Here is a 26,158-nt window from a genome sequence, read left to right on the forward strand (position 1 = left end):
TAATAAGCGTTATAGTGTTGTTATGAAAGGGCTGCTATGTTTAGCAAGCCTTTCTTACTCAACATAGTCAAAGCACAAGTTACATTCGAGGTCCACCAGGTACGCGGCCGCTATCTGATTTCTTACCGCTCTCTTCACTGATGATTACTTCTTCCCCTTCTTTCAAACCACTTAAGATTTGCGCATGTACTCGGTTATCAATACCGACTTCTACAGTACGCTCTTCTACGGTTCCGTCATCTTTTAATACACGTACAAACTTGCCCGTTGTTGATTTGCCTTTTTCTTTAGCTCGCCTTTCTTGTATCACTGTTGATGGTACTAATAGAGTATTTTTGGCTTCGTTGACGATGATATATATCTGTGCGGTCATATCGATTCGGAACAAGCGGTCAGGGTTTGGTACTTCTACGTAGCCGACGTAATAGATAGCAGCGTCTGTCGAGCTGGTGCTACTGATCTGCTCTGGGGCAGGTTCGATAGCGGTTAATGTCGCATCATACTGTTTGTCTGGATTACCGATAATATTGAAATAAGCAGGCATACCAGCACTGACGTTAATGACATCAGCTTCTGAGATTTGCGCGTTGATACGTACGGTCGATAAATCTGCTAACGTCACCAGTGTGGGCGCCGTTTGGTTAGCATTGACCGTAGTACCTTGCTCAGTCGTAATAGAAACGACTGTACCTGATATTGGTGCACGAATCGTGGTATAGCTTAGATCTTCTTCAGCAGTACTGACGTTGGTTCGTGATTTGCGTAATGCTGCTTGCTGACTGTTGATATTGGCTTCTGTGGTCGCAATCGCGGCTTTAGCTGTGTCGATAGCCGCACGTGCATTGGCAACGGCTGCTTTTGCAGTCTCGACACTGGTCGCCTGCGTGTCATATTCTTGTTGTGAGATAGCATCGATAGCGACTAAGTCTTGCAAACGCGCAAAATCAGACTGTGCTTGTTTGAGTTCAGACTGGCGGCTAGCAAGATCGGAATAGGCACTTTTTAGTGCTGCCTGTTTGCTGAGCGACTCTGCTTGCGCACTTTGTAGCGCGGCTTCACTTTGCTCAAGGCTGGCTTGTTCGTTGCTCAGGTTGTTTTTTTGGGTCACTTGGTCAATCTGTGCGATCAAGTCGCCTTGCTTGACTTCATCACCGACTTCAACGTACAGGCGTTTTACCTCGCCAGATACCTGCGCGCCGACATCAACGGTATTTAACGCTTTTACTTTACCAGAGGCCATGACATTGTTTTCAATATCACCGACTTCAACGGTTGCGGTTAAATAGTTAGGTGTGGTTTCTTCTGGTTTTAAAAAAGTATAGGCCAAAGCCCCTAATGCTACGATAATTAAGGTGATGACACCCCATTTAATAGCAGATTTTCTGCTTATTTTGCGCATGACAACAATCCAATCACAATTAAATCAAGTGTAGATATAGTAGAGACTTCATGTACGAAAGGGAATGATAATTAGTTTACGAAAGGTTAAGGCCTATGTAGTACAGTTTACATAACAGCAAGTAAGCGGCTGTTAATGGATAAATATGAGGAAAGGGTGGACATGATAAGAGGTAGTAAGGGAGAGGCCTTTAAAATACTACTTGGTAAAATAAGGCATAGGGTGTGATAGTGAATGACGACTGGCTATCACGAAGTACTATCGTATGGTAAACAAACGCTTGCCTGCCAGCTCCAATGCCGCTTGCAGTAGTAACTCCCACGCTGGTTGGCGAATAAGGCCTTTGATGGCTTGGTCACAGCGATAGAGCAGAGGAGGCCATTCGCTCGTTTGTTCTTTTGACTGACGGCGGCACGCTTGTTGGTATAACCCTTGCTTACTACGCCAAATGCCTAATGCTTGAGGGTCTTGACCATCCATCAGTTGGATAATTTGACGCATGTCTTTGCTAATAGCCCAGAGTACTAAAGTAGTAGGCTCATCGGTCGACTTTAGCTGAAACATGATTTTGGCAACCTGCGTGCTATTACCCGCGAGCATCGCATCAGACAAATCAAACACACTAAATTGCGCGTCGCTGACTAAGGCTGCTTGTAAGTCTGCAATATCCAATGCCACATTATTTACTGGCTGTGTAAAACTATTAGAGTGCTCGTTATCTTCATCATTATCACTATTGCTAGTAGCTAATTGCGGTGCAAACAGATAAGACAGGCGCCATAGCGTTTGATAAGCACTGAGTAGGTGGTGCTCAGTGTGAGACATGAGGAGTTGCCACGCTTCTTGTGACAATCGTAGGCCGAACTTTTGCGCCTGTATCTGCAATAACTGCTGGCGCTGCTGCTCGTTGTATAAATTACAATCAATGACATGACCGTACTGTGAAAAAGGGGTAAACCACTTGCTGCTCTGACTGCGTTTGTCTTGCTTAGGTGTGAGCCATAATACGCTATGACTGTGCGCACCTGCTTGCGCTTCAATGGCAAAGCGCTCAAGCTCAGCAATCACCGCTTTATCAGGCTTGTGATTACCTGTCACGATCACCGCACTGGCATCATCAAATAGAGACTGGCTGCCAAGCTCTGACAATACCTCTTGCCAACTCTTCACCGATATCAGCTCTATACGTTTGATAGCATAATTTTGCGCGCGCCAATGGGGACGTAGTGCATCGATGAGCCATTGACTGAGCAGTGGCTCATCACCATGCGCCAGCCACAAGCCAGCTACCGCAACCGAAGATTGCAGGAGTTTTGGATAAGCTTGTATAAAGGTGTTTTGCATAGCGTGGTAGGACACAGGTTGGTAAGCAGATGATAGCATTTGTAAAAATATGACGAGCGCTGTCGAACTTGCTTAGCTGACTAAGTTAGTGCGTACGCTCGTTGTTCTTCATACTTAAATGGCTGCAAATGATAGAGCTTAATAACAGTATTTGTTAAAAGTTACTTCTCAGGTACGACGACAACCGTTGGCGTTGCGCCTTTATTCATCAGTACAGACTGCTTGGCAGCAGGTGCAACTTTTGGCAAGGAGATCGCCACATATTGATCCGTGATACGGCGTGCTAAGCTGTCATAGAGCCAATCACGAACCTGGTCGCCTTGCTGGTCATCAGTACTGACTGATGCTTCATTGTACTGGTAGCTGCGCTCGACTTGAATGGGATTGGTAAGCGTGACTGGCTTGCCGTTCTCAATTGTCTGGTAGCTGACATCAGCAGAGAGTACCAAGCGAATCTCTGTCAATACACCCACCAACTCGTAACGTTTAAAACGCACGTTACTGATATCGATCGCTGCAATCGGTTTAGCACCAGCTTGTTGATTGCTGCGAATCACATCATCAACTGTCATATTGCCAATGACATCGACACCTAATGTGGTTAGGCGACGCGTCAATGGCAATTTTAGAGGAAATGAGGTGCGATTGTCTTCGATAATGATGGCTGTTTTGTTGGCATTGAGCAGCATTGGCGAATCATAGCCGCGTAGCTGAAAACCGCAACCACTTAGACCTGCCGTTGCACCCAATATCGCAAACATAGGTAATGCTGTGAGCAATGCCGTCGCAATCTTCTTTCCACCAGATTGTTTTGTACCAAAGTGCAGTGCGCTTGGCGTTGGTTGTGATTGCTCAGCTCGATGCTTATACGACATAAACGCTATCCTCATATGATAAAAAGGCTTAGAGCACTAAGCCTAGGCGACTAGCCTGCAACCACGATATTAACCAGCTTGTTGGGTACGACGATTTCTTTTTTGATCTCGCCTGTGATGAACTTTGCTACGCTTTCCATCGTTCGAGCTTGCTCTTTTAGTTGCTCAGGATCGCTGTTCGGTGCGACATCCATCTTACCACGCATTTTACCATTGACCTGAACGACCATTGTGATCATGTCCTGTACCAGCGCACTTTCATCAACAGTTGGGTAATCTAAGGTTAAAGTATCAAGGCCGAGCTGCTCAAGCAAATGCTCACCAACGTGCGGCGCATAGACAGAAAGCATAATCAGCAGATTGGTCAACGCCTCGTGTTTAACGTGTAGCTCTTGCTCGCTACTGGCGTTAAAGGCAGTCAACTCGTTGGCAAGTTCCATCAGGCTTGATACTGGAGTGTTGAGTGCTAAACGATCACCCAAATCACTATCAATCTTGGCGATGGTTTCGTGCGTTTTACGGCGTAAGTTTTTGGCTTCTTTACTCAGACCCTCTTTGTTCAATGTCGCACCGTTCAGCGTATCAATACTGATATTAGCTGCCGTTAGCGCTTGCATGTGATCATTAGCGATGCGCCATACTTTTTTCACAAAGTTGTAAGGGCCTTTTAGCGCGTCATCTGACCATTCAAGCGTCTGATCGGCAGGTGCGGTAAATAGTGTATATAGACGAACCGTGTCCGCACCGTATTTATCAATAGTCAGCTGTGGATCGACACCGTTGTTTTTTGATTTAGACATTTTTTCGATTTTGCCAATCGTGACTGGCTGACCATCCAGCTTTAAGGTCGCTTTGATCGGCTGTCCACGGTCGTTGTAGTCGATATCGATGTCTTCTGCAAAGTAGTAAGTGGTACTGCCATCCGCGTTGACACGGTAGAAGGTGCCAGCGAGTACCATACCTTGCGTCATTAGGTTGGCAAATGGCTCGTCGCCAGTGACCAAGTTTTCATCTCGCATGAGCTTATGGAAGAAGCGCGCATACAACAGATGCATCACTGCATGCTCAACACCGCCCACGTATTGATCGACTGGCAGCCATTTATTGGCAGCAGACTTGTTGACCATGTTTTGTGTGTCAGTTGGACTAGCAAAGCGGGCGTAATACCAGCTTGACTCCACGAATGTGTCAAAGGTATCGGTCTCACGCTCAGCAGGATTACCACATTTAGGACAAGTGGTATTGACAAACTCTGGTATATTCTTGAGTGGATTACCACGACCATCAGGTACGACGTCGGTTGGCAACACAACGGGCAAGTCTTGCTCTTCAACAGGAACCGTACCACAATGCTCACAGTTGATCATTGGGATAGGGCAGCCCCAATAGCGCTGGCGCGACACGCCCCAATCCCGCAGGCGGTATTGGATTTTTTTCTTGGCAAGCGATTTTGGCTCAAGTTTGGCAAGCATGGCATCAAACGCCTGCTCAAAATCTAAACCGTCAAACTCACCTGAATTGACCAGAGTGTTGCGCTCGGTATAAGCAAGATTGACTTCACTATCATTTGCCTTAGCATCTGCTTTTAAATCATCAAAATAGCCATCAGGGGTATTGATGACTTGTTTAATCGGTAGGTTGTACTTTACCGCAAATTCATAATCACGCTCATCGTGAGCAGGCACGGCCATCACTGCACCTGAGCCGTAGCTCATCAGTACATAGTTGGCGACCCAAACAGGCACTTCTTCACCAGTCAGTGGATGAGTGACGGTCAGGCCGGTATCCATACCGATTTTCTCGGCTTTGGCGAGATCGGCCTCAGCCACTGAACCTTTTTTGCACATCGCACAGAATTGGGCAATCATGTCGTCTTTTTCAGCAGCGTACTGTGCGAGTGGGTGTTCTGCGGCAACGGCGACATAAGTCACGCCCATCAAAGTATCAGGACGAGTGGTGAACACATCTAAGGTGTTTTCTTCGCCAGCAATCTCATAAGGGAAATGTACTTCCATACCGGCACTACGACCAATCCAGTTGCGCTGCATGGTCAATACTTCAGAAGGCCAGTGACCTTCTAGTTGATCCAAATCGTCGAGCAATTCATCGGCATAGTCAGTGATGTTGAAGTAATACATGGGGATGTCACGTTTTTCGACTGCCGCACCACTACGCCAGCCTTTACCATCAATGACTTGCTCGTTTGCTAAGACAGTATTATCAACGGGATCCCAGTTGACCGTCGATAGCTTTTTGTACACTAGGCCTTTTTTGTACAACTGCAAGAATAGCCACTGCTCCCACTGATAGTATTCAGGGCTACAAGTGGCAAACTCGCGTGACCAATCAATAGACAGGCCTAGCAATTTAAGCTGCGCGCGCATATTGTCGATATTGGCAAACGTCCATGCAGCAGGTGGCGTTTGATTGGCAATCGCGGCGTTCTCAGCTGGCAAGCCAAAACCATCCCAGCCCATTGGCTGCATGACCTCATACCCTTTTAGGCGATAATAACGGCTTAAGACGTCAGAAATCGTATAGTTACGTACGTGGCCCATATGCAGCTTGCCGCTTGGGTAAGGGAACATCGACAGCATGTAACGACTTGGCTTGTCGCTTGGCTCATTGCTGACTTCAAAGCGCTTGTCAGTGGCCCATTTGGTCTGCTGAGCGGCTTCGATCGCTTGCGGGTTATAATGATGGTTGTCGGTTTGGTCTGCTGTCACGGCGTTGCTCATAGTCGGCTCGAAATTGGTTGATACTGATTTATTTAATACGGATTTGTTTAATACTGTTCAAAATAGGTGGAATTTGACAATGCCATAGCATAGCGTAATTTGGCAAAAATTGCGACGATATGATGCATTTGCTCATCAGGTTTGACGATTAAAAGTGAGGTATTTTTTATATCCAGTCAGCCTCCGGTATAATAGAAACGTTCACCAGTATTTATGAGTAATGATAAGGAGTCATCATGACCATCACCGTTTACGGTATCAAATCATGTAGCACGATGAAAAAGGCGTTCAATAAGCTTGACGAGCTAGGCGTTAGCTATGAGTTTCATGATTATAAAAAACAAGGTATCGATAAAGATACAGTACAGCGCTGGGTAAATGCGTTAGGGGTTGATAAAGTGCTTAATAAGCGTGGTACGACATGGCGCAAACTTGATGACGCTCAAAAGCAAGCGGCTGACGCCAGTATAGACAATGCCATTGAGCTATTGGTTGAAAACACCAGTATGATCAAACGTCCGATTGTAGAAGGTCAATTAGCAGATAAAGATCAGCCGATATTGCTGTACGGTTTTGATGAAGCGGAGTTTGAGCGTGTGTTTGGTTAAAAACGGGCATAAAACGCCCAAGCTAATAATTAAATCTTAGCTCGGGCTTGATAACGCCAACAATAAACCAAATCACACTAAAGCCCTAAATAATGAGCACATAGAGGCGGATTTGCTCCGCTGTCCAATCAAGGGCAAACCAGTCAATCATAAAAAACGACTTCCAGCCCTCTATCCACTTTGCGCCGCCATAGCCTATAATCCACCAACAATAGACCGTTTCTAATATAAACAGCATAAACCACAGCGACAAGGGCATGATTTACTCATTTCTATGATTGGCTCAAAGCGGCGTCTATCTCACGGCTAATCAGTGTACCAACCCCTTCGTTAGTGAAAATTTCCAGTAACGTGGCATGAGGCACACGGCCATCAACGATAACGGCACTTTTAACACCGCTACGCACGGCATCAAGCGCACACTGTATTTTGGGAATCATACCGCCTGAGATCGTCCCATCTTCGATTAAAGCATCGACTTTCTTGGGTGTTAGCCCAGTCACTACCTCGCCGTCACGGCCCAATACGCCTTTGATATTGGTCAATAGCATCAGTTTCTCTGCTTGTAAAAACTCAGCCACTTTACCAGCGACTAGGTCTGCATTGATATTATAAGTATTGCCTTCTTTATCGACACCAAGTGGTGCGATAACGGGAATAAAATCAGAGGCAATGAGCATATTGATGACGTCTTTATTGACACTGACTACGTCGCCCACAAATCCTAAATCTACGGGAACCGCGACACCGTCGTTACCGATTTTTTCCATCATCAGTTTTTTGGCTTGAATCAAGTTGGCGTCTTTGCCCGTGAGGCCAATTGCGCGACCGCCGTGCTTGTTAATCAAACTAACAATCGATTTGTTGACACTGCCGCCAAGCACCATTTCTACGATATCCATCGTGCTTTTGTCAGTCACACGCATCCCATCGATACGATCAGACTGACGCCCCAGCTCTTTTAGTAAGTTATCAACTTGTGGGCCACCACCATGTACAACGACTGGATGTATACCGACCGTTTTTAGCAAGACGATATCGCGAGCAAATGAGCTTTCGAGTTCAGGATCGGTCATGGCATTGCCGCCATATTTCACCACGATGAGTTTATCAACAAAGCGCTGAATATAGGGCAGTGCGGTGGTTAATACTTCAGCGGTGTTTTTGGCGTCATCTAAATTAAGTGTCATTCCTAACTCCTAAAGGGCGGGTTTTAAATGGGTTGTTCTTTTTAGCATATTTAATCGATACAGGTTTAATGCCGTTATTCAGCAGGCATGGCGATAATCTGTGTTGCCAGCTCTGCATCAAATGGGCGACACAACGTGGCAAAGGTTGCTTGAATGTCTTTTAGATCATCCATGCTGTCACCAGCGAAGCGCGCAGTCAGGCTATTACTGGTATTTGATTGACGCAACACGCCAAAGCCGTGCGCAAAATCCAAGCGGACACCATCAATGCAGCTAAGTCTAGTGCCTACTGGCAATAAAGACTTGGCTTGTTCGACAGCTATATGGGGTCTGATAGTGGAGCAAGTACAGACTGGTGACGCACATAAAGCCGTTGGTAGATTGGCGGCGTCTAGTCGGTAATCAGAAATATCAAACGAATCAGCATGAGTCGTCACGCTCGCTAGCTGCTGCAAGTAGGTACAAACCCTGGTTAATTGCTCCATGATTGAGCAATCTGTCCTAGCAGTCTGCGGCATCGGCAAATAATGATCTGCTGTACTGACCAAGGCGGGCAAGCGTTGGAGAATATCTGATAGTGCATTTTTATCATCTAAGATATTACGAGACTTGACAAACCAATGCAGTAAGCGCAATGCAGCATATATGGCATCATCATAAGGGATAAAGCGGTCATCATTAAAAATAAAATGCCCTGATAGCTCACCTGCAAAGACAATTTGACTATCAGGATGCTGTACCTGTTGGCGCATAAAGCTGCTACCGGTTTTGCTAATCACTGGCATCGCGCCAAGATCCGCCAGTAGCTTTGGCAGATGATGCGCGCATTTAATATCAAATAGCACCTCAGACGCTAAGGAGCTGGTCAAAGAATCCGGACGTTCTGTAATGGCAATGCGTGCTAACAAGTAGAGTAGGTGATCAGGCATGACCACTTTGCCGTTATTATCAATGATCATCAAACGATCACCATCACCATCAAATGCTAAACCAATATCGGCACAATGAGAAGCAACAGCTTGCTGCAGCGCTGTTAGACGGTTGGGCTCGGCTGGATCAGGACTACCAAGAGGAAAACTGCCATCTGGCGTGTCATTGAGCACAATGACATGCTGGCAAAAACGGTCAAATAAGCGCTGAGTGATGTTGCCAGTGGCACCGTGCATACAATCAATAACCACAACCAAATCAAGCTTAGACGCTGTTTTTCGGTTGTTTGTAGGTGCTGTCTGATTATCCTGAGTCAACTGGCAAAAGACTTGCTCAATAGCCGCGATATAGACATCTGCTACTTGCTTGGCAGGCAGCTCTTTAAGCAAAGCTCTAGACAATTCAGTATTGCTGCTAATATTTATATAGTGTGAGTCTGGTTCTGAGTCTAAGGTTGCTTGCTCGACCTGATTTTTAGATAAGTAATGAGTATGAGAGATTAATTGTTGATAAAGGGCTTTTATCTCTAAGCTACTAGGAGATTTATGATTGACCAGCCACTTGATACCCAATACGTCTTTGGCAGAGTGGCTGGCGGTTACAATAATGCCATGACCTTGATACTGCTTTGCCCAAAACGCCATCATGGGTGTGGTAACAAGACCGAGCTGAATAACGCATAAACCCTGTTGGGCTAATACAGTAGAGAGTGTACGTGCAATCGATTCGCTGCCATGACGCATGTCATAGCCGATCACCACGATAGTTTCGGCTACTGTATCCTCTTGAACGTTAATGGTGCTATCGGGAGAATAAGTAAAATCAGTAGCAGCATGGGCATTACTATTTTTTGTGAATTGGCTGCGTTGAGAGCCATAGAGCTGAGCAAAACGATGGCCCAGCGCTTGTACAAACTCATCGGTGAAATGCGTGTTTGTACCACGGATGTCATAAGCACGAAATAAGGATTGCTGCGCCGCAAAAGATGGCATGGCTTACTCTCCTTATGAACGTGTTAAATAGGTAATTATGAATACAAAACGGGTAGCGTAACATTCTATTAATGTAAACAATTACTCTTAGTCGCTATCCCAATAATTATTTTAGCCACTAAACTGGCACTGCTAACCTGAAATCGCCACTTCAACGATCATTAATTGAGCGAATAATTACTGACGGCCTGAATGTCCAAATCCGCCTGCACCGCGTACGCTTTTGTCACTGAACTCTGTGACCACTTCAAACTCAGGACGGGCAACAGGCACCACGATATACTGTGCCATGCGCTCTGCAGGGTTCAGAGTAAAGTCTTCGTTACTGCGATTCCAAATACTGACCATCAGCTCACCTTGATAGTCGGCATCAATCAGCCCAACCAAGTTACCCAAGACGATGCCGTGCTTATGGCCAAGGCCTGAGCGCGGTAGAATCATGCCTGCATAGTTAGGGTCTTGAATATAAACAGCAAGGCCCGTACCTATCAAGTGGGTTTCGCCTGCTTTGATCGTTAAAGGCTCATCAATACAAGCGCGCAGATCGATACCAGCACTGCCATCGGTAGCGCGAGTCGGTAGAGAAAATGCTTCATCTTCAGTAATTTTAGGGTTGACCACTTTCACTTGTACAGCTTGCATAACACACTCACTTAACGATTTAGAAGTTTTATAAATTAAGACTATTTAACAATATTGTATAAACAACAATGATATATAAATAGCAATGCTATATTTTTATTGGATACTTTATTATTTAGCAATTCACTAGAGTATTAACACACTCGCCAAGCCTAAAAATGACATAAAACCGACAATATCTGTGACAGTGGTTAGAATCACTGAGGCGGATAGTGCAGGATCGATATTCATACGTTTTAGCATCAGCGGTATACTAATTCCCGAGACATTCGCCGCCGTCATGTTGATCGCAATGGCAAAGCCAATGACAGCACTAATTTCGATGTCATGAAACCATAATTGGGCAATAAATGCCATGATGATCGCCCAAATGATACCGTTTATCGCGCCAACCCACAGCTCTTTATTAAGGAGCCAGACTCGGTTAGAACCACCGATTTGACCCATTGCCATCCCGCGGATAACGACGGTCAAGGTTTGCGAGCCTGCAATACCGCCCATGCTGGCAACTACAGGCATCAATATCGCCAGCGCCACCACTTGTGCCAAGACTTCCTCGAATTGTCCAATCACCGCGGCTGCCAAGAGCGCGGTACATAGATTGATACCCAGCCAGACACTACGGCTTTTGGCACTGGTTAGAATAGGCGCGAACAGCTCTTCATCTTGGCTAACACCCGCCAAATTTTTCATAGTGCTATCGACATCATCTTGGATAATCTCCATGATGTCCTCGCCATTTAGCTGTCCAACCAGCTCGCCGTAGCTATTTGTCACGGGGGCGAAACGAATGTCTTCTGAACGAAAAATCGCTGCAGCATCTTGGATATCTAGGCGATCATTGATGGTGATGGCTGTATCGATCAGTTCTGAGACTAGGGTGTTTTGATCATGTTTAATCAGATCTACCAGGCTTAATAGCCCAAGTAATTGCTGGCTTTGATCGACAACAAGCAGCTCTTGGCTTTCGTCATCGAGTAGATCCTCGTTTTCGCGTAGCCAATCCTGTACATCCGCCAGACAGATATCATCCCGTATTTGGATAATATCGGGATCCATATAGCTCCCAACTTCCCAGTCATCATACGTATCAAGTTTATTGACTTGGACGCGCGTTTCTTCATCGAGCGTTGCCATGACTGAGGTACGTACGCTCTCAGTGACAGTATCCAAAATCTCAGAGATGTCTTGGGCATCAAGATCTTGGGTAAATAGCGAGATTTCTTGAGAAGAAATGTTCTCCAGCAATGGCTGGCGGGTATCGTACTCGAGCTCAGCAAGTACCTCACCTTTAATGCTCTCTGGTACTTGCTCCCAGATGAGTAGGCGGTTTTGAGTCGGGAAAGACTCTAGTAGGCTTGCAATTTCATACTCAGACTGCTTTTCTAAAAACTCTGTAATCGCCTCATATGCTTTATCAGCAACCAAATCCTGCAAATACAGCAGTTTATATTCGGCACTATATTCAGCCGGATTATAATCTCCTGGTAGCACTGATGGTCGTTCCTGATCGGGCATCGAGGTAGGCATAAGGATTCCAATATCTTTTATAAAGTGTTAATAATAGCAAATGGCAAAACGTCGTGTTAGCGTTTGCCGAGTCAGTTCTTTTTGGCATCAGCACTGTCAATATTGATGTTAGCGCTTACCCAATAAAGCGCGAATATTGGCTAAATACTCATCAGCGACCGCTTCTGGGTCTTTGATGGCTTTTTTCTTTTTGGCCTTGGCGGGCCAGTCAACATGATCTTCTGGCAGCTCATCCAAAAATCTGGACTCTGAGGTCACGCGCATCTGGCCACCGGCACGGCGCTGGGCCGCAAGCGTCAAAGTCAGCTCACGACGCGCGCGGGTGATGCCTACGTACATCAGACGACGCTCTTCTTCGATCGTCTCGCTCATAATAGAGTTGCGATGCGGTAGCATCTCTTCCTCAAGCCCCATGATATAAACAAAATCAAACTCCAAACCTTTTGCAGCATGCAAGGTCATTAGATTGACTTTGTTGGTGTTTTCTTCTTCTTGCTGCTGCTCGAGCATGTCTAGCAAGACCAGCTTACGAATGATAGTATCAATCGTGCGGTCTTCGTCTTCTTCCGCGCGATTAATGAGCGATTGGATACTGGTATAGAGCATATCGATATTATCAATACGGTTTTTTTCTTGCTGCGGGGTTTTGGCATCGCTACGGACAAAATCAATATAACCCGTCTCATCAATCATTTGGCGTACGATTGGCACAGGATCAGGGTGTTGATCGAGCTCACGTGTATAGTGCTCGATGAACTCGCCAAACTCTTTGAGCGTACCATACGCTTTTGACGGCAACACATGAGCCAAGCCGGCATGAGTACAAGAAGCCAGTAGCGAGATACTATGCTCTTGAGCAAATAAGCCAAGCTTTTCTAGCGTGGCAGGTCCCATACCGCGCTTGGGTGTATTGATAATACGCAAAAACGCGCTGTCATCTTCAGGGTTCAAAATCAGGCGTAGATAGCCCATGATGTCTTTGATTTCACTACGCGCAAAGAAGGACTGACCGCCCGATAACTTATAGGGTACTTGTAGCTGGCGCAGTTGTGCCTCAAGCATTCGTGCCTGAAAGTTACTGCGGTAGAGTACTGCATACTGCTCCCACTCATTACCAAAACGCAATTTGTGCGTGACGATTTCTTTGGCGACGCGCTCAGACTCATCGTCATCATTACGGCAGTTGATAATCCGAATTTTTTCACCTTGACCTTTATCTGACCACAGTTTCTTTTCGAATAAATGCTCGTTGTTCAGGATAACGGCATTGGCTGAGGTCAAAATACGGGTGGTTGAGCGGTAATTTTGCTCAAGCATGACGATTTTTAGTTTTGGGAAATCTTCTTTTAGCAGTGCCATGTTTTCAGGCTTCGCCCCGCGCCACGCATAGATAGATTGGTCATCATCACCCACCACGGTAAAACGACCTTGCGGACCAACCAAATGCTTAATCATTTCATACTGGGCGGTATTGGTATCTTGATACTCATCGACCAATAGATAACGAATACGGTTTTGCCATTTGTCTCGCAGCTCTCTATTTTCACGCAAGATTTTGGTCGGCAGTACAATCAAGTCGTCAAAATCGACGGCATTATACGCACGCAAGTTACGCTCATAAAGAGCGTACAAGGTCGCAAAAATCATGTCTTCTGGATCGTCTAACGTCTCCATCGCCTTGTCAGGCTCAATCAAATCGTTTTTCCAATCAGAGATCATCTTGATGGCTTTACCAACCAGCTCACGACTTTCAGCACCACTTAAGTTGTCGCGCATCATCAGCTCCATCAAGAGGCGCTTACTATCATCGCTGTCCATGATAGAGAAGTTGCCTTTTAGCGGCGTATGCATCAGCTCATAGCGCAAAAACTGCAGGCCAAATTGGTGAAAGGTCGATACAGTCAAGCCGCGCGTTTTTTCGCTTGGGAGCAGTTTGCTCACACGGGCTTTCATTTCACGTGCCGCCTTATTAGTAAAGGTCACCGCTGTGATGCGCTCGGCTGGCATGTCGCACTCTTGAATCAGATACGCAATTTTACGCGTGATCACCGAGGTCTTACCGGAGCCAGCACCTGCGAGCACAAGTAGTGGGCCGGATACGTAGAGCATGGCTTCTTGTTGTTTGGGATTGAGTTGACTCATAACGTGACCTGTAAGACAAAAGCAAAAAGAGGGTAGCGCTGATATAGCACAATTGATATCTTAATAATGTTTGTTATAAGGATAATAGAATTTAAGGTTTGATGATGACATATCGTAAAATTAGGTGGGTCATTATAAAGCAAAAACGGTCACTTTGGGGGAGGAGTTGGGTGATGAAAATAGGGTATGAGCGCACTTGATTTTTGGTAAATAGCGTGACAGCGTTTGCGTATCGAACAAAGCATGGATTTGGGGTTAATATAAGGTAACGTCTATATCATAATTTTTGGAAAAAAAAACACATTTTGTTTCATAGAAAATGACCGTCGAATACAGTTAAAAACTAGCTTTTAGGCACTGATATGCGTATAGTACATAAATAATTTATGCCAGTTGTCACGTCATTATTAACCACGTGTAATGAGCTATTAAATCAATTAAGTACGCAGTCAGATATGATATTGATTTAATACGTTGATCTTACGTTGTTAGAAGATGCGTTGGGCGACCAGCCTTTATCCGCGTGCATACCGGAATCTCTACCGTTGGTCAGGTCTGACATCGTCGTTAATAAGCTTGATAATTGGTTATTACCAGCAAAATACCTAACATGTGACTCAATGACAGTTACTTAAACACAGTGTCAGTGAATGACAACTGCTTTGTGTTTTCGTCTGCGTTATACCTGTCGTGAGGCGACCTTAATAGGTCAGTGCCTGCGCTGTGTCTAACACTCGATTGGGTGAGGAGCACGTATTATCATGTCTGCTTTTAATTGGTCAGCAGTTGCTTTTATCTTAGCCGCCATTGGGCTAGTTGTCTTTATGCTGGTGGTACCGCGTTTACTTGGCGGTCGCTCTCAAGGCTTACAAAAAGAAGAGATATTTGAAGCGGGTGTTGTCGGATCTGGCAACGCCCGTATTCGTTTGTCTGCTAAATTCTATTTGGTCGCGATTTTCTTTGTGATTTTCGATTTAGAGGCGCTGTATCTCTACGCGTATTCTGTGTCAGTACGAGAGGCCGGCTGGCTTGGTTTTGCCGCTGCTGCTACCTTTATCACTATTCTGATTATCGGTTTGATTTATGAGCTGAGCTTGGGTGCGATGAACTGGGCACCTGCTGACAAGCTGCGTAAAAAGGCACGCTTATATGCCGCGCCTGCTGGCTTTAACTTAGCAGATATCACCAAGTTTGATGGTGCTCATGAGCTGATGGTCGATCCTACTGGTAAAGTACCCGCACAATCATCCGGTCAAATCAATGTCTCAAACAATATCGAAGCCAATCGTCGTCATCTACAAAACATCGATCATATTAATACCACAGGTAATGTGACGTCTGTGGACTTTGCGACGTCTGCACAAAACGACAAGCCTGCGCACTAGTGAGTGCTGCTGGCTTTCGCTGATCACATTTTGTTGCAACGATTGCTTGTGATTGGCCCCTTATTAATAACGAAATTTTTGGCGACAGCGTATACAAGATGAGTATGACGCCAAGCCTAATATAAAGGTTGTATGTTATGAAATACACATTAACAAAAGCCAACCCTGATGCAGATACCTACCCTGCACAGACCCGCCAAACGGTCAATGATCCTATCGAAGATGAAGTCAATAAAAACGTCTTTATGGGTCGTCTCGAAGACCTCGTTCATTCGACAGCAAACTGGGGGCGCAAGCACTCGCTCTGGCCATTTAACTTTGGTACGTCTTGCTGTTATGTTGAATACGCCACTACCTTAACCGCCGTTCATGATTTGTCACGCTTTGGGGGCGAAGTTATCCGTGCCTCACCCCGTCAGGCAGACGTCATGATCGTTGCTGGTACATGTTTTGTCAAAATGGCCCCTGTTATTCAGCGTCTTTATGAGCAAATGCTTGAGCCAAAATGGGTCATCTCTATGGGTGCTTGTGCCAACTCAGGCGGCATGTATGATATCTACTCGGTCGTACAAGGGGTGGATAAAGTGATCCCTGTCGATGTGTATGTGCCAGGCTGTCCGCCGCGTCCAGAAGCATTGATTCAAGGCTTGATGTTATTGCAAGAATCTATTACCAAAGAGCGTCGTCCGCTGGGCATCCATGTCAATGAGCAGGGTATCTATCAGCCGCAAATGACGCCTGAGCGTGACCGTAAGCAAGCAGATCGTATCGCTGTAAAAAACCTGCGTAGCCCAGACAGCATCTAAGTTTAGACAGTATCTAAATTTAGATAGCATGTAGATTTAGATAGCATGTAGATTTAGCAACCTCAATATTTTATGCGCTCATCATGGTTTGGTTATGACTGACATAGCCTCACTGTGATTGACATCGCTCAGTTATGATTAATGAAGGAATACATCATTCATGGTCACGGTAGTCGAAAACACAGATCCTAAGATCAAGCCCGTCCCAGCCGTCATCACAGAGCTGGAGCAAAAGTATGCTGGTAAATTTGTCGTACAGCACACTGTGGATGAGATTCCAACAGTCTGGGTGGCGCGTGCAGATTTATTAGACGTGCTTTTATTTTTGCGCAAACTGCCCAAGCCTTACGTCATGCTATTTGACTTGTCAGCGATAGATGAGCGCTTGCGTCAGCATCGTGCGGGTTTGCCTGACAGTGACTTTACGGTGTTTTATCACCTGATGTCGCTTGAGCGCAATAGTGATATACGTGTCAAGGTCGCACTGAGCGAAGATGACCTCAATGTCCCAAGCGCGACCAATATTTGGCCAAATGCCAACTGGTATGAGCGCGAAGTGTGGGACATGTTCGGTATTGTCTTTACAGGTCATCCGCATTTGACCCGTATTTTATTGCCAAAATATTGGGAAGGTCATCCACTGCGTAAAGAATATCATGCGCGTGCGACTGAATTTACCCCGTATTTCTTGAATACCGCCAAGCAGCAATACGAGCAAGAAAACCTACGTTTTGTCCCAGAAGAGTGGGGCATGAAGCGCTCAGGTCGTGACGAAGACTTTATGTTCTTGAACATCGGTCCTAACCATCCCTCTGCTCACGGTGCGTTTCGTTTGGTACTACAGTTGGATGGCGAGGAAGTCGTCGACTGTATCCCTGATATTGGCTATCACCATCGCGGCGCAGAAAAAATGGCTGAGCGCCAGACGTGGCACTCATTTATTCCTTATACCGACCGTATCGATTATTTAGGCGGTGTGATGAATGAGCTGCCTTATATCATGTCAGTCGAAAAGCTCGCAGGCATTACCGTCCCACCTCGCGCTGAGACTATCCGTGTGATGATGAGCGAGTTTTTCCGTATTACCAACAACCTATTGTATGTCGGTACATTCATTCAGGATGCAGGTGGTATGACCCCTGTATTTTATATGTTTACCGATCGCCAAAAAGCCTATGACGTCATCGAAGCCGTGACAGGCTACCGTATGCATCCGGCTTGGTTCCGTATTGGCGGTACGGCGGCTGATCTGCCACGTGGCTGGCAGCGTTTGGTGCGTGAGTTCTTAGATTGGATGCCTAAGCGCCTGGACGAATATGTCAAAGCAGCACTACAAAACAGCGTGCTCAAAGGCCGTACCCAAGACGTCGCTCAGTATAATGCCAAGCAAGCATTGGCTTGGGGCGTGACGGGCGCTGGTCTGCGCGCGACAGGCGTTGACTTCGACCTGCGTAAAGCGCGTCCTTACATGGGCTATGAGAATTACGATTTTGAGATACCGGTTGGCTACAACGGTGATGCTTACGATCGCTGTATGGTCAAAGTTGAGGAGATGCGTCAGTCATTACGTATCATTCGTCAATGTATGGACAACATGCCACAAGGCCCTTATAAGGCAGATCATCCACTGGCCGTACCACCGCCGAAAGACCGTACACTGAACGATATCGAAACGCTGATTAACCACTTTATCTCCGTATCATGGGGTCCTGTAATGCCAGCGGGTGAGTGTACGACGATTGTCGAGGCGACCAAAGGTCTGAACAGTTATTATATTACCTCAGACAAAGCCACAATGAGCTATCGTACGCGTATCCGTACGCCAACGTTTGCTCATATACAGCAGATGCCATCGGTCATTAATGGCTCACTGGTTTCTGATGCCATTATGTATTTGGCATCGATTGATATTGTGATGGCGGACTGCGATCGTTAAGATTTTGATCTTTAAGGTTAAACCGCTGCTTAAAAAGTATTTGTTCATCAATATATTATTGCCTGATGGCACACCAAAATGCTGTCGCTTGTCGATATAACCACGGTTTTAAGTAGACTGATATTGGCTTGTGATAGAGCAGGATGAGTGAGGAAAGACAGAAGATTATGAAAATTGTTTCCGACAAAATGCCAAAAGTAGATGTGGAAAGCATCCTCACCACTGAGGAAATCGCTGCCATTCATGAGTTTATGCACCATTACCCACAGGCGCGTGCTGCCTCATTAGATGCGCTAAAAATTGTGCAAAAGCGCAACGGCTGGGTCGATGATGCGCAAGCAAACGCTATTGCCAACATCCTAGACATCCCGATGTCAGACATGGATGGGGTCGCCACTTTCTTTAACCGTATCTATCGCCAGCCTGTCGGTCGCCATGTGATTCTCATCTGTGACTCCGTGGCTTGTTATTTGACAGGTTATGAAGCGTTGTCAGCTGAGATCAGATCACAGCTGGGTATTGAGTATGGTCAGACAACTGCTGATGGACGTTTTACGCTATTGCCAATTTGCTGCTTGGGCAACTGTGATAAGGGACCAGCGGTACTGATTGATGAAGACACTTACGGCCCTGTCCAGCCATCTGAGGTCGCGCAATTATTGGAGCTATACGCATGAGTTTAACGATTTCAGAGCAAATTGCTCGTCGCGGTCAAGGCCAAGCGCCAAGCCAGCTAAATGCACAGCGTGTTCCAATCTATGGTGATAAAGCGACAGCCACTAGCGAAACCAAGCCATTGACGTGGCGTTTGGCGCATCATGATGCGGTGCTTGATTTAGCCACTTATGAGTCTCTAAAAGGCTTCACTGGTCTAAAAGAAGCGCTATCTAAATCGCCTAAAGACGTCGGCAATATGATTAAAGCGGCCAATGTTCGAGGTCGCGGTGGTGCGGGTTTTAACGCAGGTCTCAAATGGTCATTTATGTCGCCGCCAGATGGTTTGCCGCGCTATCTCATCTGCAATGCGGATGAAATGGAGCCGGGTACGTTTAAAGATCGCCTCTTAATGGAGCGTCTACCGTTTCAGCTAATCGAAGGTATGCTTATTACCGCTCATGCGATTGGTGCTACTGACGGTTATATCTTTATCCGCGGTGAGTATATCTTGGCCGCTGAGCGTTTGGTCGCTGCTATCGATGAGTGCCTAGCCAATAATCTGATGGGCGACAATATTTTAGGCTCAGATTTTAGTTTTAATCTGCATGTACATACGGGCGCTGGACGTTATATTTGCGGTGAAGAAACCGCCTTGATCAACAGCCTAGAAGGCCGCCGCGCCAACCCCCGTACCAAGCCGCCGTTCCCACAAATCTCTGGGGCATGGGGTCGTCCAACCGTTGTCAACAACGTTGAGACCTTATGCAATATGCCAGCGATTTTGAATCACGGCGTTGAGTGGTATCAGTCATTATCTGAAATCAAAGGTAAAAGTAAAACGCCGGGCACCAAATTATTTGGCTGTTCAGGCTTGGTCAATGATCCAGGTCTCTGGGAGTTACCCTTTGGTTATACCGCTCGCGAAATCATTGAGGATTTGGCAGGTGGCATGAAAGATGGTAAAACGCTCAAAGCTTGGCTACCGGGCGGCGCCTCGACTGACTTTTTAACCGCCGATCATTTGGATGTGGTCGTAGATTTTGACACCATTCAAGAAGCGGGTAGCCGTATGGGTACTGGGCTTATCATGGTCGTTGATGAATCACAAGACATGGTGCCATTACTGCGCAATCTTGAGATTTTCTTTCAGCGTGAGTCATGCGGCTGGTGTACACCGTGTCGTGATGGTCTACCGTGGGGCGTCAAATTGCTGACCGCTATCAATAACGGTGAGGGACAAGTGGGCGATGTCGAAAAACTAGAGGGTCTGACGCGTGATTTATGGATTGGCAAGACGTTTTGTGCCCATGCACCAGGTGCGGTAGAACCCCTCATGAGTGCGATTAAATATTTCCGTCCAGAGTTTGATCAAAAAATCGCGCAGGCGGTTGGTGTCGATGTGATTGATGCGGCAGCCAACCAACAGCCAGCAGTGAAATAAGGAGAGCGGCATGGCAGTCATACATATTGATGGAACCACTGTCGAAGTAGATAGCAGCGACAACTTACTACAAGCCTGCTTATCACTCGGCATTGATGTGCCGTATTTTTGTTATCATCCAGCCCTAGGCTCAGTAGGCTCGTGCCGTCAGTGCGCGGTCAAGCAATTCCAGAATAAAGACGATATGGAAGCAGGTCGTGGTCGTCTCGTCATGTCATGTATGGTCGCCCCTGGCGATGACATGTACATCTCTGTGACTGACGATGAAGCCAAAGCATTCCGCAAGTCGATGGTTGAGCTACTCATGACCAACCATCCACATGACTGTCCAACCTGTGAAGAGGGTGGACATTGTCATTTGCAAGACATGACTTATATGTCAGGTCACAGCCGTCGTCGCTATCGCTTTACCAAACGCACGCATCAAAACCAAGAGCTTGGTCCATTCATCGCGCATGAAATGAACCGTTGTATCGCTTGCTATCGTTGTGTACGTTTTTACAAAGACTACGCAGGCGGCGAAGATTTGGGGGTATATGGCTCAAACAACCGCGTGTATTTTGGCCGTGATAAAGATGGTCAGTTTGAAAGCGAATTTTCAGGCAACTTAACCGAAGTGTGTCCAACTGGGGTATTCACTGACAAAACGCATTCTGATCGCTACAACCGTAAATGGGACATGCAGTATGCGCCAAGCATCTGTCATGGCTGCTCAGCGGGCTGTAATATCTCACCGGGTGAGCGTTATGGTGAATTGCGCCGTATCGAAAACCGCTACAACGGCGACGTAAACCGCTATTTCTTATGTGACCGTGGCCGCTTTGGTTATGGTTATGTCAACCGCGCGGATCGTCCAACCCAAGCGCTTGAACGTATCAATGATAAGCATGTCAAAATCAATATTGACTACGCACTTGATGAAACCATCAAACGTATCAAAGATAAAAAGGTAATCGGGATTGGCTCACCACGTGCCAGTTTAGAGACTAACTTTGCGCTAAAAAATCTGGTCGGCTTTGATAATTTCTCAACAGGTCTGAACCATCAGCAGCAAGCACTGGTCAATAAGTGCATCGAAGTGCTTAGCACTGAAGGCATTTATAACCCTAGCATGACTGATATCGAGACACATGATGCAGTGCTCGTATTAGGTGAAGATATCACGCAAACGTCATCACGTGTCGCGCTGTCAGTACGTCAAGCCGCAAAAAATGAAGGTTTGAAAATGGCAGCGGCGCTGCAAACGCAACCTTGGCTTGCCGAACCCGTCAAACGTATCGCTCAAGATGCGCTAAGCCCAGTCTATGTCATCGATGTAACCCAAACCAAGCTAGAAGATATCAGTAAAGTGAGCGTAGTGGCGACCCCTGAAGACATCACTAAACTTGGCTTCAAAGTCGCTGATGAGATTGCGAGCTTCGCTGATGACTTAGCAGACATAGCAGATCCACAAGCAGCTGAACAAAATGCTGATGCTAGTACTGAGACTGATGGTATGCAAGCGTTGGCCAAACAAATCGCTTATGATTTGATTCAAGCTGATAAGCCGTTAGTTGTCTCGGGTAGCAGCTTGTCTTCTACCGCATTGATAGAAGCAGCAGCACAGATTACCCAAGCGTTGACCCAAAAACGTGCAGCAATCAAAGCGACTGAGCAGCAGCAAGTTGAGGCACATAATGCCAAAGTACAGGCAGCGCAAGCGAAAGCGGCTAATGACCAACCTGAAGAAGACCAAGATTTATCTGCTAAGCCAAACAAACCGGAAACGGGCGTAAATACAGAAGCGCAGGATAATGTCGAACGCGCACCTGCTGAAAACCTTGAGTTAAAAGAAGTGAACGCACAGTATCAGGCACAAGCAGGTATCTATCTAACGGTTCCTGATGCCAATAGCATGGGCGTTTGTATGCTTGGCGGTCAGTCAGTTGAAGAGCTGCTAGCCTCTGATTACGATGTGGTTGTGGTTGCAGAAAACCAGCTAACAGATGCGATTGATGCCAATAAATTGACGCAGCTACTGACTGATAAAACGGTCATTGCGTTAGATCATCAGCTGCTTGATTGGCATAAGGACGTCGATATCGTACTGCCAGCGGCTAGCTTTGCAGAAGCGGATGGCACATTGATATCAGCTGAAGGTCGTGCGCAGCGTTTCTTCCAAGTTTATGACAACGAATACTACCATCCGATGAGCAGTATTAAAGAAGGCTGGCGCTGGATACATGCGGTGCATAGCAGTATTGAAGGTCGTGATGTCGACTGGACGCAGCTAGATGATGTTATCAATGCATTGATTGCCACCCATCCTAAGCTTGCAGGTATCAAAGGCGCTGCGCCTGAAGCGGATTACCGTATGACTGGTCTGAAAATCGCGCGTCAACCGCGCCGTTACTCAGGTCGTACTGCTATGCGTGCGCCAATCTCAGTGCATGAGCCGATGCAGCCAAAAGATTTGGACACTGGTTTGACCTTCTCAATGGAAGGTTATAGCGGTAAAGAAGCACCAAGCTCGATGATTCCTTTTGCCAATGCGGCAGGTTGGAACTCCCCGCAGGCATGGAACAAATACCAAGACAAAGTCGGCGGACATCTGAAAAATGGTGATCCAGGGGTGCGTTTGTTCGATCAGCTAGAGCGCCTAGCCACTCGTCAATATGTGGCGCCAGAAGCCATGTCTTCGAATACAACTGACTTACAGCAAGGCCAAGCGAAGCTAGTACCGATTCATAATATCTATGCCAGCTCAATGATGGCATCACGTAGCCCAATCGTCGCAGAGCAGCTGCCAGTTGCAGCATGGCGTATCGGTATAGATGATGCCAAAGACTGGAATATTGCTACTGGTGATTACTTGGCGATTGAAATTGATAAGCAACAAATCACCTTGCCAGTACAGCTGGTTGGTTATTTGGCTGAAGGCTGTATCGGTTACCCAGTCGGGCAGGTGAGTATCATTCACCCATCAATGCCAGCGTCGGTACGTAAAGTAGACGCACCAGTAACGATGATGGGTAGCATGGCTAACGATATAATGAACAATAACGACACAGCGCAAATGAACGCAGCGCCGACCACCACACAGGAGGTGTAATATGCAAGTTACCCGTATTATCCCTGATGTGCCAAGCTTTTTGGCGGGTAGCATGAGCTTTGATACTTGGTCTATTCTGTTTTTGGTGGGTCAATCGCTAGTCATCTTTTTGGTCGTGGTATTGGTTGCCGCAATGATGATTGTCTATGAGCGCCGCATGCTGGCATTATGGCAAGATCGTTATGGTCCAAACCGCGTAGGGCCTTTTGGTTCGTTGCAGTTAGTCGCTGACATGCTCAAAATCTTTTTTAAAGAAGATTGGACACCAAACTTTACTGATAAGTTTATGTTCACCTTGGCACCTGCGGTCGCGATGTTCACGGCACTGGCTTCATTTGCCATTATTCCTATCTCGCCAACACTTGGCGTGGTTGATTGGGATATTGGTATTTTGTTTTTCTTTGCCATGGCGGGTATTGCGGTATATGCCGTGATGTTCGGTGGTTGGGCATCTGCTAACAAATTCTCGCTACTCGGTGGTTTGCGCTCAGCTGCACAGACGATCAGTTACGAAGTGTTTTTAGGGTTGTCGTTGATGGGCGTTGTTGCACTGACAGGTTCATTTAACTTACGCGCCATTGTTGAGTCACAAGCGGACGGTTGGTATATCTTTCCGCAGTTTTTTGGGTTTTTAACCTTTGTGGTGGCGGGTGTGGCGGTTACGCACAGACATCCATTTGACCAACCAGAAGCAGAGCAAGAACTGGCTGAAGGCTATCATGTCGAATATTCGGGCATGAAGTTTGGTATGTTCTTCATTGGTGAGTATGTCAACGTTGTCTTGATTTCTGCCTTGATGACTTGCTTGTTCTTTGGCGGTTGGCTTGCGCCGTTCAATTTAGATATCCCATTTATTCCACCAGCTTTTTGGTTCATGATTAAAACGCTGTTCTTTATGACCATGTTTATTTTGGCTCGAGGCTCACTCATGCGTCCGCGTTATGATCAGGTGATGAACTTTGGCTGGAAAGTATGTCTGCCAGTAACGCTGATTAATCTATTAATCACTGCTGCGGTCATTTTGATCTTTTCCCCAACGTTATAGTCATTACTAGCCATCACTGATGAACTAGGGTAAAGCTGATAAGGATAATAATCCCATGTTTACTACCATAAAAAAGACCGTCATTGGTATATTTACCATTGTCCGCAGCATGTGGATGGTCAATAGTCATGCGCTCAGACCGCGTGACACCATCCTTTATCCTGAAGAGCCGGTACCTGTGCCGCCGCGTTTTCGTGGACGTATTGTCCTCACGCGTGATCCTGATGGAGACGAGCGCTGCGTCGCTTGTAACTTGTGTGCGGTGGCATGTCCGGTAGGGTGTATCTCATTACAAAAAGCCGAGCGTGAAGATGGACGCTGGTATCCAGAGTTTTTTAGAATTAACTTCTCACGCTGTATCTTTTGTGGATTGTGTGAAGAAGCCTGTCCAACGACAGCGATTCAAATGACCCCAGATTTTGAGCTGGGTGAATATAAGCGCCAAGATTTGGTCTATGAAAAAGAGCATTTGCTCATTTCAGGACCAGGTAAATACCCTGATTATAACTATTATCGTGTGACAGGTATGGCGGTAGCAGATAAACCAAAAGGTGCAGCACAAAACGAATCTGCACCGATTGATCTAAGGAGCTTGCTACCATGATGAATATTTTGAACCATCCTGAACTGGCTGGGTTTTATTCACTTGCAACAGTGGCGATATTTGCCAGTCTGCGCGTCGTGACTCAGGCCAATCCAGTGCATGCTATCTTATCGATGATTGTATCGTTGCTGGCAATTGCTGGGATATTCTTTGTATTAGGAGCGCCGTTTGCAGGTGCGCTAGAGATTGTTGTTTATGCTGGTGCCATTATGGTGCTATTTGTTTTCGTTATCATGATGCTGAACTTGGGCATGAGTAATGATGAGCGCGAAGAGCGTTGGCTCGATGCTGGTACTTGGGCGATACCGACAGGATTGACGATAATCATTGCCGTTGTGCTCTATGCAATGATTGGTATGGGTCATGATGAGGCCGTTATGATGGGTGGCACGACTATCTCTGCCAAAGCAGTCGGTACGGTGCTATTTACCAAATATATCATGCTGGTTGAAATTGCAGCTTTGTTACTATTAGCGGCTTTGGTGGCGGCATATCACTTAGGTAAAGAGTCGATTGATGAAGAGATCGTCGATCATGCGAGTCAAGACTTTCAGCCAAGTGTAGGCAGTATCAAACAATATGACAATGACAGTGCGCTTACACAGCATGATGGCGTAGAAATGGCTAAGCCCTACGAATATAAAGATGTTGACCCGCATGACTATGTTGGTATGAAGATAGGCATGAACACAGGTGCGAACAAAGTGACGCGCAAGGAGGCAGACTAATGGTACTAGCAGCAAGCGTGGCACAAGAGGTGTCAAACGTGCCGTTTGCCCACGAGGTGGCAGGCTTAGTACAGC

At 46.4% G+C, this 26,158-nt stretch carries 20 protein-coding genes; 10 read left to right on the plus strand and 10 right to left on the minus strand.

The window, feature by feature from the left end; genetic code table 11:
- Positions 1 to 79 precede the first annotated feature (79 nt).
- From CUR83_RS04060 to leuS, 4 genes are all read right to left on the minus strand, one after another.
- Positions 80 to 1,399 (minus strand): efflux RND transporter periplasmic adaptor subunit, encoded by a 1,320-nt coding sequence (locus CUR83_RS04060; protein WP_284719121.1) that lies wholly within the window; start codon positions 1,397 to 1,399, stop codon positions 80 to 82.
- 258 nt (positions 1,400 to 1,657) lie between these two features.
- Entirely contained in the window at positions 1,658 to 2,743 is a 1,086-nt protein-coding gene (locus CUR83_RS04065) for a DNA polymerase III subunit delta (RefSeq protein WP_284719122.1), read from the minus strand.
- A gap of 161 nt (positions 2,744 to 2,904) precedes the next feature.
- The gene (locus tag CUR83_RS04070) at positions 2,905 to 3,618 is read right to left on the minus strand and encodes an LPS-assembly lipoprotein LptE (RefSeq protein WP_284719123.1); all 714 of its coding nucleotides are present in this window, start codon (positions 3,616 to 3,618) and stop codon (positions 2,905 to 2,907) included.
- 50 nt (positions 3,619 to 3,668) lie between these two features.
- The gene (gene leuS, locus CUR83_RS04075) at positions 3,669 to 6,356 is read right to left on the minus strand and encodes a leucine--tRNA ligase (RefSeq protein WP_071003262.1); all 2,688 of its coding nucleotides are present in this window, start codon (positions 6,354 to 6,356) and stop codon (positions 3,669 to 3,671) included.
- Between the two features lie 236 nt (positions 6,357 to 6,592).
- On the opposite strand from leuS, the gene CUR83_RS04080 reads away from it, so the two are divergent.
- The gene (locus CUR83_RS04080; RefSeq protein ID WP_186474917.1) at positions 6,593 to 6,964 is read left to right on the plus strand and encodes an arsenate reductase; all 372 of its coding nucleotides are present in this window, start codon (positions 6,593 to 6,595) and stop codon (positions 6,962 to 6,964) included.
- Between the two features lie 85 nt (positions 6,965 to 7,049).
- Here CUR83_RS04080 and CUR83_RS04085 read toward each other — a convergent pair whose 3' ends face one another.
- The 6 genes from CUR83_RS04085 to CUR83_RS04110 form a co-directional block, all read right to left on the minus strand.
- A complete protein-coding gene (locus tag CUR83_RS04085; protein WP_186474916.1) occupies positions 7,050 to 7,223 on the minus strand; it encodes a hypothetical protein in 174 nt (57 codons plus the stop codon).
- Positions 7,224 to 7,236: 13 nt separating this feature from the next.
- On the minus strand, positions 7,237 to 8,154 hold the full coding sequence (argB, locus tag CUR83_RS04090; RefSeq protein WP_284719124.1) for an acetylglutamate kinase: 918 nt from the start codon (positions 8,152 to 8,154) through the stop codon (positions 7,237 to 7,239).
- Positions 8,155 to 8,228: 74 nt separating this feature from the next.
- The gene (locus CUR83_RS04095; protein ID WP_284719125.1) at positions 8,229 to 10,076 is read right to left on the minus strand and encodes a phosphohexomutase domain-containing protein; all 1,848 of its coding nucleotides are present in this window, start codon (positions 10,074 to 10,076) and stop codon (positions 8,229 to 8,231) included.
- A gap of 177 nt (positions 10,077 to 10,253) precedes the next feature.
- Complete coding sequence (dut, locus tag CUR83_RS04100; protein WP_212563795.1) at positions 10,254 to 10,718, minus strand: dUTP diphosphatase; 465 nt, start codon at positions 10,716 to 10,718, stop codon at positions 10,254 to 10,256.
- A gap of 126 nt (positions 10,719 to 10,844) precedes the next feature.
- Positions 10,845 to 12,236: a magnesium transporter gene (gene mgtE, locus CUR83_RS04105; protein WP_284719810.1), complete on the minus strand. Its 1,392-nt coding sequence runs from the start codon at positions 12,234 to 12,236 to the stop codon at positions 10,845 to 10,847.
- A 120-nt stretch (positions 12,237 to 12,356) separates the two neighbouring features.
- Positions 12,357 to 14,390 (minus strand): UvrD-helicase domain-containing protein, encoded by a 2,034-nt coding sequence (locus tag CUR83_RS04110; RefSeq protein WP_284719126.1) that lies wholly within the window; start codon positions 14,388 to 14,390, stop codon positions 12,357 to 12,359.
- 761 nt (positions 14,391 to 15,151) lie between these two features.
- Between CUR83_RS04110 and ndhC the strand changes: the two genes are divergently transcribed.
- From ndhC to nuoJ, 9 genes are all read left to right on the plus strand, one after another.
- The gene (ndhC, locus tag CUR83_RS04115; protein WP_284719127.1) at positions 15,152 to 15,775 is read left to right on the plus strand and encodes an NADH-quinone oxidoreductase subunit A; all 624 of its coding nucleotides are present in this window, start codon (positions 15,152 to 15,154) and stop codon (positions 15,773 to 15,775) included.
- Between the two features lie 137 nt (positions 15,776 to 15,912).
- Entirely contained in the window at positions 15,913 to 16,581 is a 669-nt protein-coding gene (locus CUR83_RS04120) for a NuoB/complex I 20 kDa subunit family protein (protein ID WP_284719128.1), read from the plus strand.
- A 160-nt stretch (positions 16,582 to 16,741) separates the two neighbouring features.
- Positions 16,742 to 18,517: an NADH-quinone oxidoreductase subunit C/D gene (gene nuoC, locus CUR83_RS04125; RefSeq protein ID WP_284719129.1), complete on the plus strand. Its 1,776-nt coding sequence runs from the start codon at positions 16,742 to 16,744 to the stop codon at positions 18,515 to 18,517.
- A gap of 167 nt (positions 18,518 to 18,684) precedes the next feature.
- The gene (gene nuoE, locus CUR83_RS04130) at positions 18,685 to 19,194 is read left to right on the plus strand and encodes an NADH-quinone oxidoreductase subunit NuoE (protein WP_058024550.1); all 510 of its coding nucleotides are present in this window, start codon (positions 18,685 to 18,687) and stop codon (positions 19,192 to 19,194) included.
- Positions 19,191 to 20,615 carry an NADH-quinone oxidoreductase subunit NuoF gene (nuoF, locus tag CUR83_RS04135; RefSeq protein ID WP_284719130.1) on the plus strand — a complete coding sequence of 475 codons (1,425 nt, stop codon included), beginning with the start codon at positions 19,191 to 19,193 and terminating at the stop codon, positions 20,613 to 20,615. The genes nuoE and nuoF overlap by 4 nt, the downstream gene beginning before the upstream one ends.
- 10 nt (positions 20,616 to 20,625) lie before the next feature.
- A complete protein-coding gene (gene nuoG, locus CUR83_RS04140) occupies positions 20,626 to 23,706 on the plus strand; it encodes an NADH-quinone oxidoreductase subunit NuoG (RefSeq protein ID WP_284719131.1) in 3,081 nt (1,026 codons plus the stop codon).
- Positions 23,707 to 23,758: 52 nt separating this feature from the next.
- Positions 23,759 to 24,751: an NADH-quinone oxidoreductase subunit NuoH gene (nuoH, locus tag CUR83_RS04145; RefSeq protein WP_284719811.1), complete on the plus strand. Its 993-nt coding sequence runs from the start codon at positions 23,759 to 23,761 to the stop codon at positions 24,749 to 24,751.
- A gap of 55 nt (positions 24,752 to 24,806) precedes the next feature.
- Entirely contained in the window at positions 24,807 to 25,355 is a 549-nt protein-coding gene (nuoI, locus tag CUR83_RS04150) for an NADH-quinone oxidoreductase subunit NuoI (protein WP_010198902.1), read from the plus strand.
- The gene (gene nuoJ, locus CUR83_RS04155; RefSeq protein WP_284719132.1) at positions 25,352 to 26,083 is read left to right on the plus strand and encodes an NADH-quinone oxidoreductase subunit J; all 732 of its coding nucleotides are present in this window, start codon (positions 25,352 to 25,354) and stop codon (positions 26,081 to 26,083) included. The genes nuoI and nuoJ overlap by 4 nt, the downstream gene beginning before the upstream one ends.
- Positions 26,084 to 26,158 lie beyond the last annotated feature (75 nt).

The sequence above is a fragment of the Psychrobacter pocilloporae genome, assembly GCF_029872915.1.
Taxonomy (GTDB): domain Bacteria; phylum Pseudomonadota; class Gammaproteobacteria; order Pseudomonadales; family Moraxellaceae; genus Psychrobacter; species Psychrobacter pacificensis.

Coding starts and splice junctions, on each gene's coding strand:
- CUR83_RS04060 (WP_284719121.1), bottom strand. CDS start 1,399: ATGCGCAAAATAAGCAGAAAATCTGCTATTAAATGGGGTGTCATCACC.
- CUR83_RS04065 (WP_284719122.1), bottom strand. CDS start 2,743: ATGCAAAACACCTTTATACAAGCTTATCCAAAACTCCTGCAATCTTCG.
- CUR83_RS04070 (WP_284719123.1), bottom strand. CDS start 3,618: ATGTCGTATAAGCATCGAGCTGAGCAATCACAACCAACGCCAAGCGCA.
- leuS (WP_071003262.1), bottom strand. CDS start 6,356: ATGAGCAACGCCGTGACAGCAGACCAAACCGACAACCATCATTATAAC.
- CUR83_RS04080 (WP_186474917.1), top strand. CDS start 6,593: ATGACCATCACCGTTTACGGTATCAAATCATGTAGCACGATGAAAAAG.
- CUR83_RS04085 (WP_186474916.1), bottom strand. CDS start 7,223: ATGCCCTTGTCGCTGTGGTTTATGCTGTTTATATTAGAAACGGTCTAT.
- argB (WP_284719124.1), bottom strand. CDS start 8,154: ATGACACTTAATTTAGATGACGCCAAAAACACCGCTGAAGTATTAACC.
- CUR83_RS04095 (WP_284719125.1), bottom strand. CDS start 10,076: ATGCCATCTTTTGCGGCGCAGCAATCCTTATTTCGTGCTTATGACATC.
- dut (WP_212563795.1), bottom strand. CDS start 10,718: ATGCAAGCTGTACAAGTGAAAGTGGTCAACCCTAAAATTACTGAAGAT.
- mgtE (WP_284719810.1), bottom strand. CDS start 12,236: ATGCCCGATCAGGAACGACCATCAGTGCTACCAGGAGATTATAATCCG.
- CUR83_RS04110 (WP_284719126.1), bottom strand. CDS start 14,390: ATGAGTCAACTCAATCCCAAACAACAAGAAGCCATGCTCTACGTATCC.
- ndhC (WP_284719127.1), top strand. CDS start 15,152: ATGTCTGCTTTTAATTGGTCAGCAGTTGCTTTTATCTTAGCCGCCATT.
- CUR83_RS04120 (WP_284719128.1), top strand. CDS start 15,913: ATGAAATACACATTAACAAAAGCCAACCCTGATGCAGATACCTACCCT.
- nuoC (WP_284719129.1), top strand. CDS start 16,742: ATGGTCACGGTAGTCGAAAACACAGATCCTAAGATCAAGCCCGTCCCA.
- nuoE (WP_058024550.1), top strand. CDS start 18,685: ATGAAAATTGTTTCCGACAAAATGCCAAAAGTAGATGTGGAAAGCATC.
- nuoF (WP_284719130.1), top strand. CDS start 19,191: ATGAGTTTAACGATTTCAGAGCAAATTGCTCGTCGCGGTCAAGGCCAA.
- nuoG (WP_284719131.1), top strand. CDS start 20,626: ATGGCAGTCATACATATTGATGGAACCACTGTCGAAGTAGATAGCAGC.
- nuoH (WP_284719811.1), top strand. CDS start 23,759: ATGAGCTTTGATACTTGGTCTATTCTGTTTTTGGTGGGTCAATCGCTA.
- nuoI (WP_010198902.1), top strand. CDS start 24,807: ATGTTTACTACCATAAAAAAGACCGTCATTGGTATATTTACCATTGTC.
- nuoJ (WP_284719132.1), top strand. CDS start 25,352: ATGATGAATATTTTGAACCATCCTGAACTGGCTGGGTTTTATTCACTT.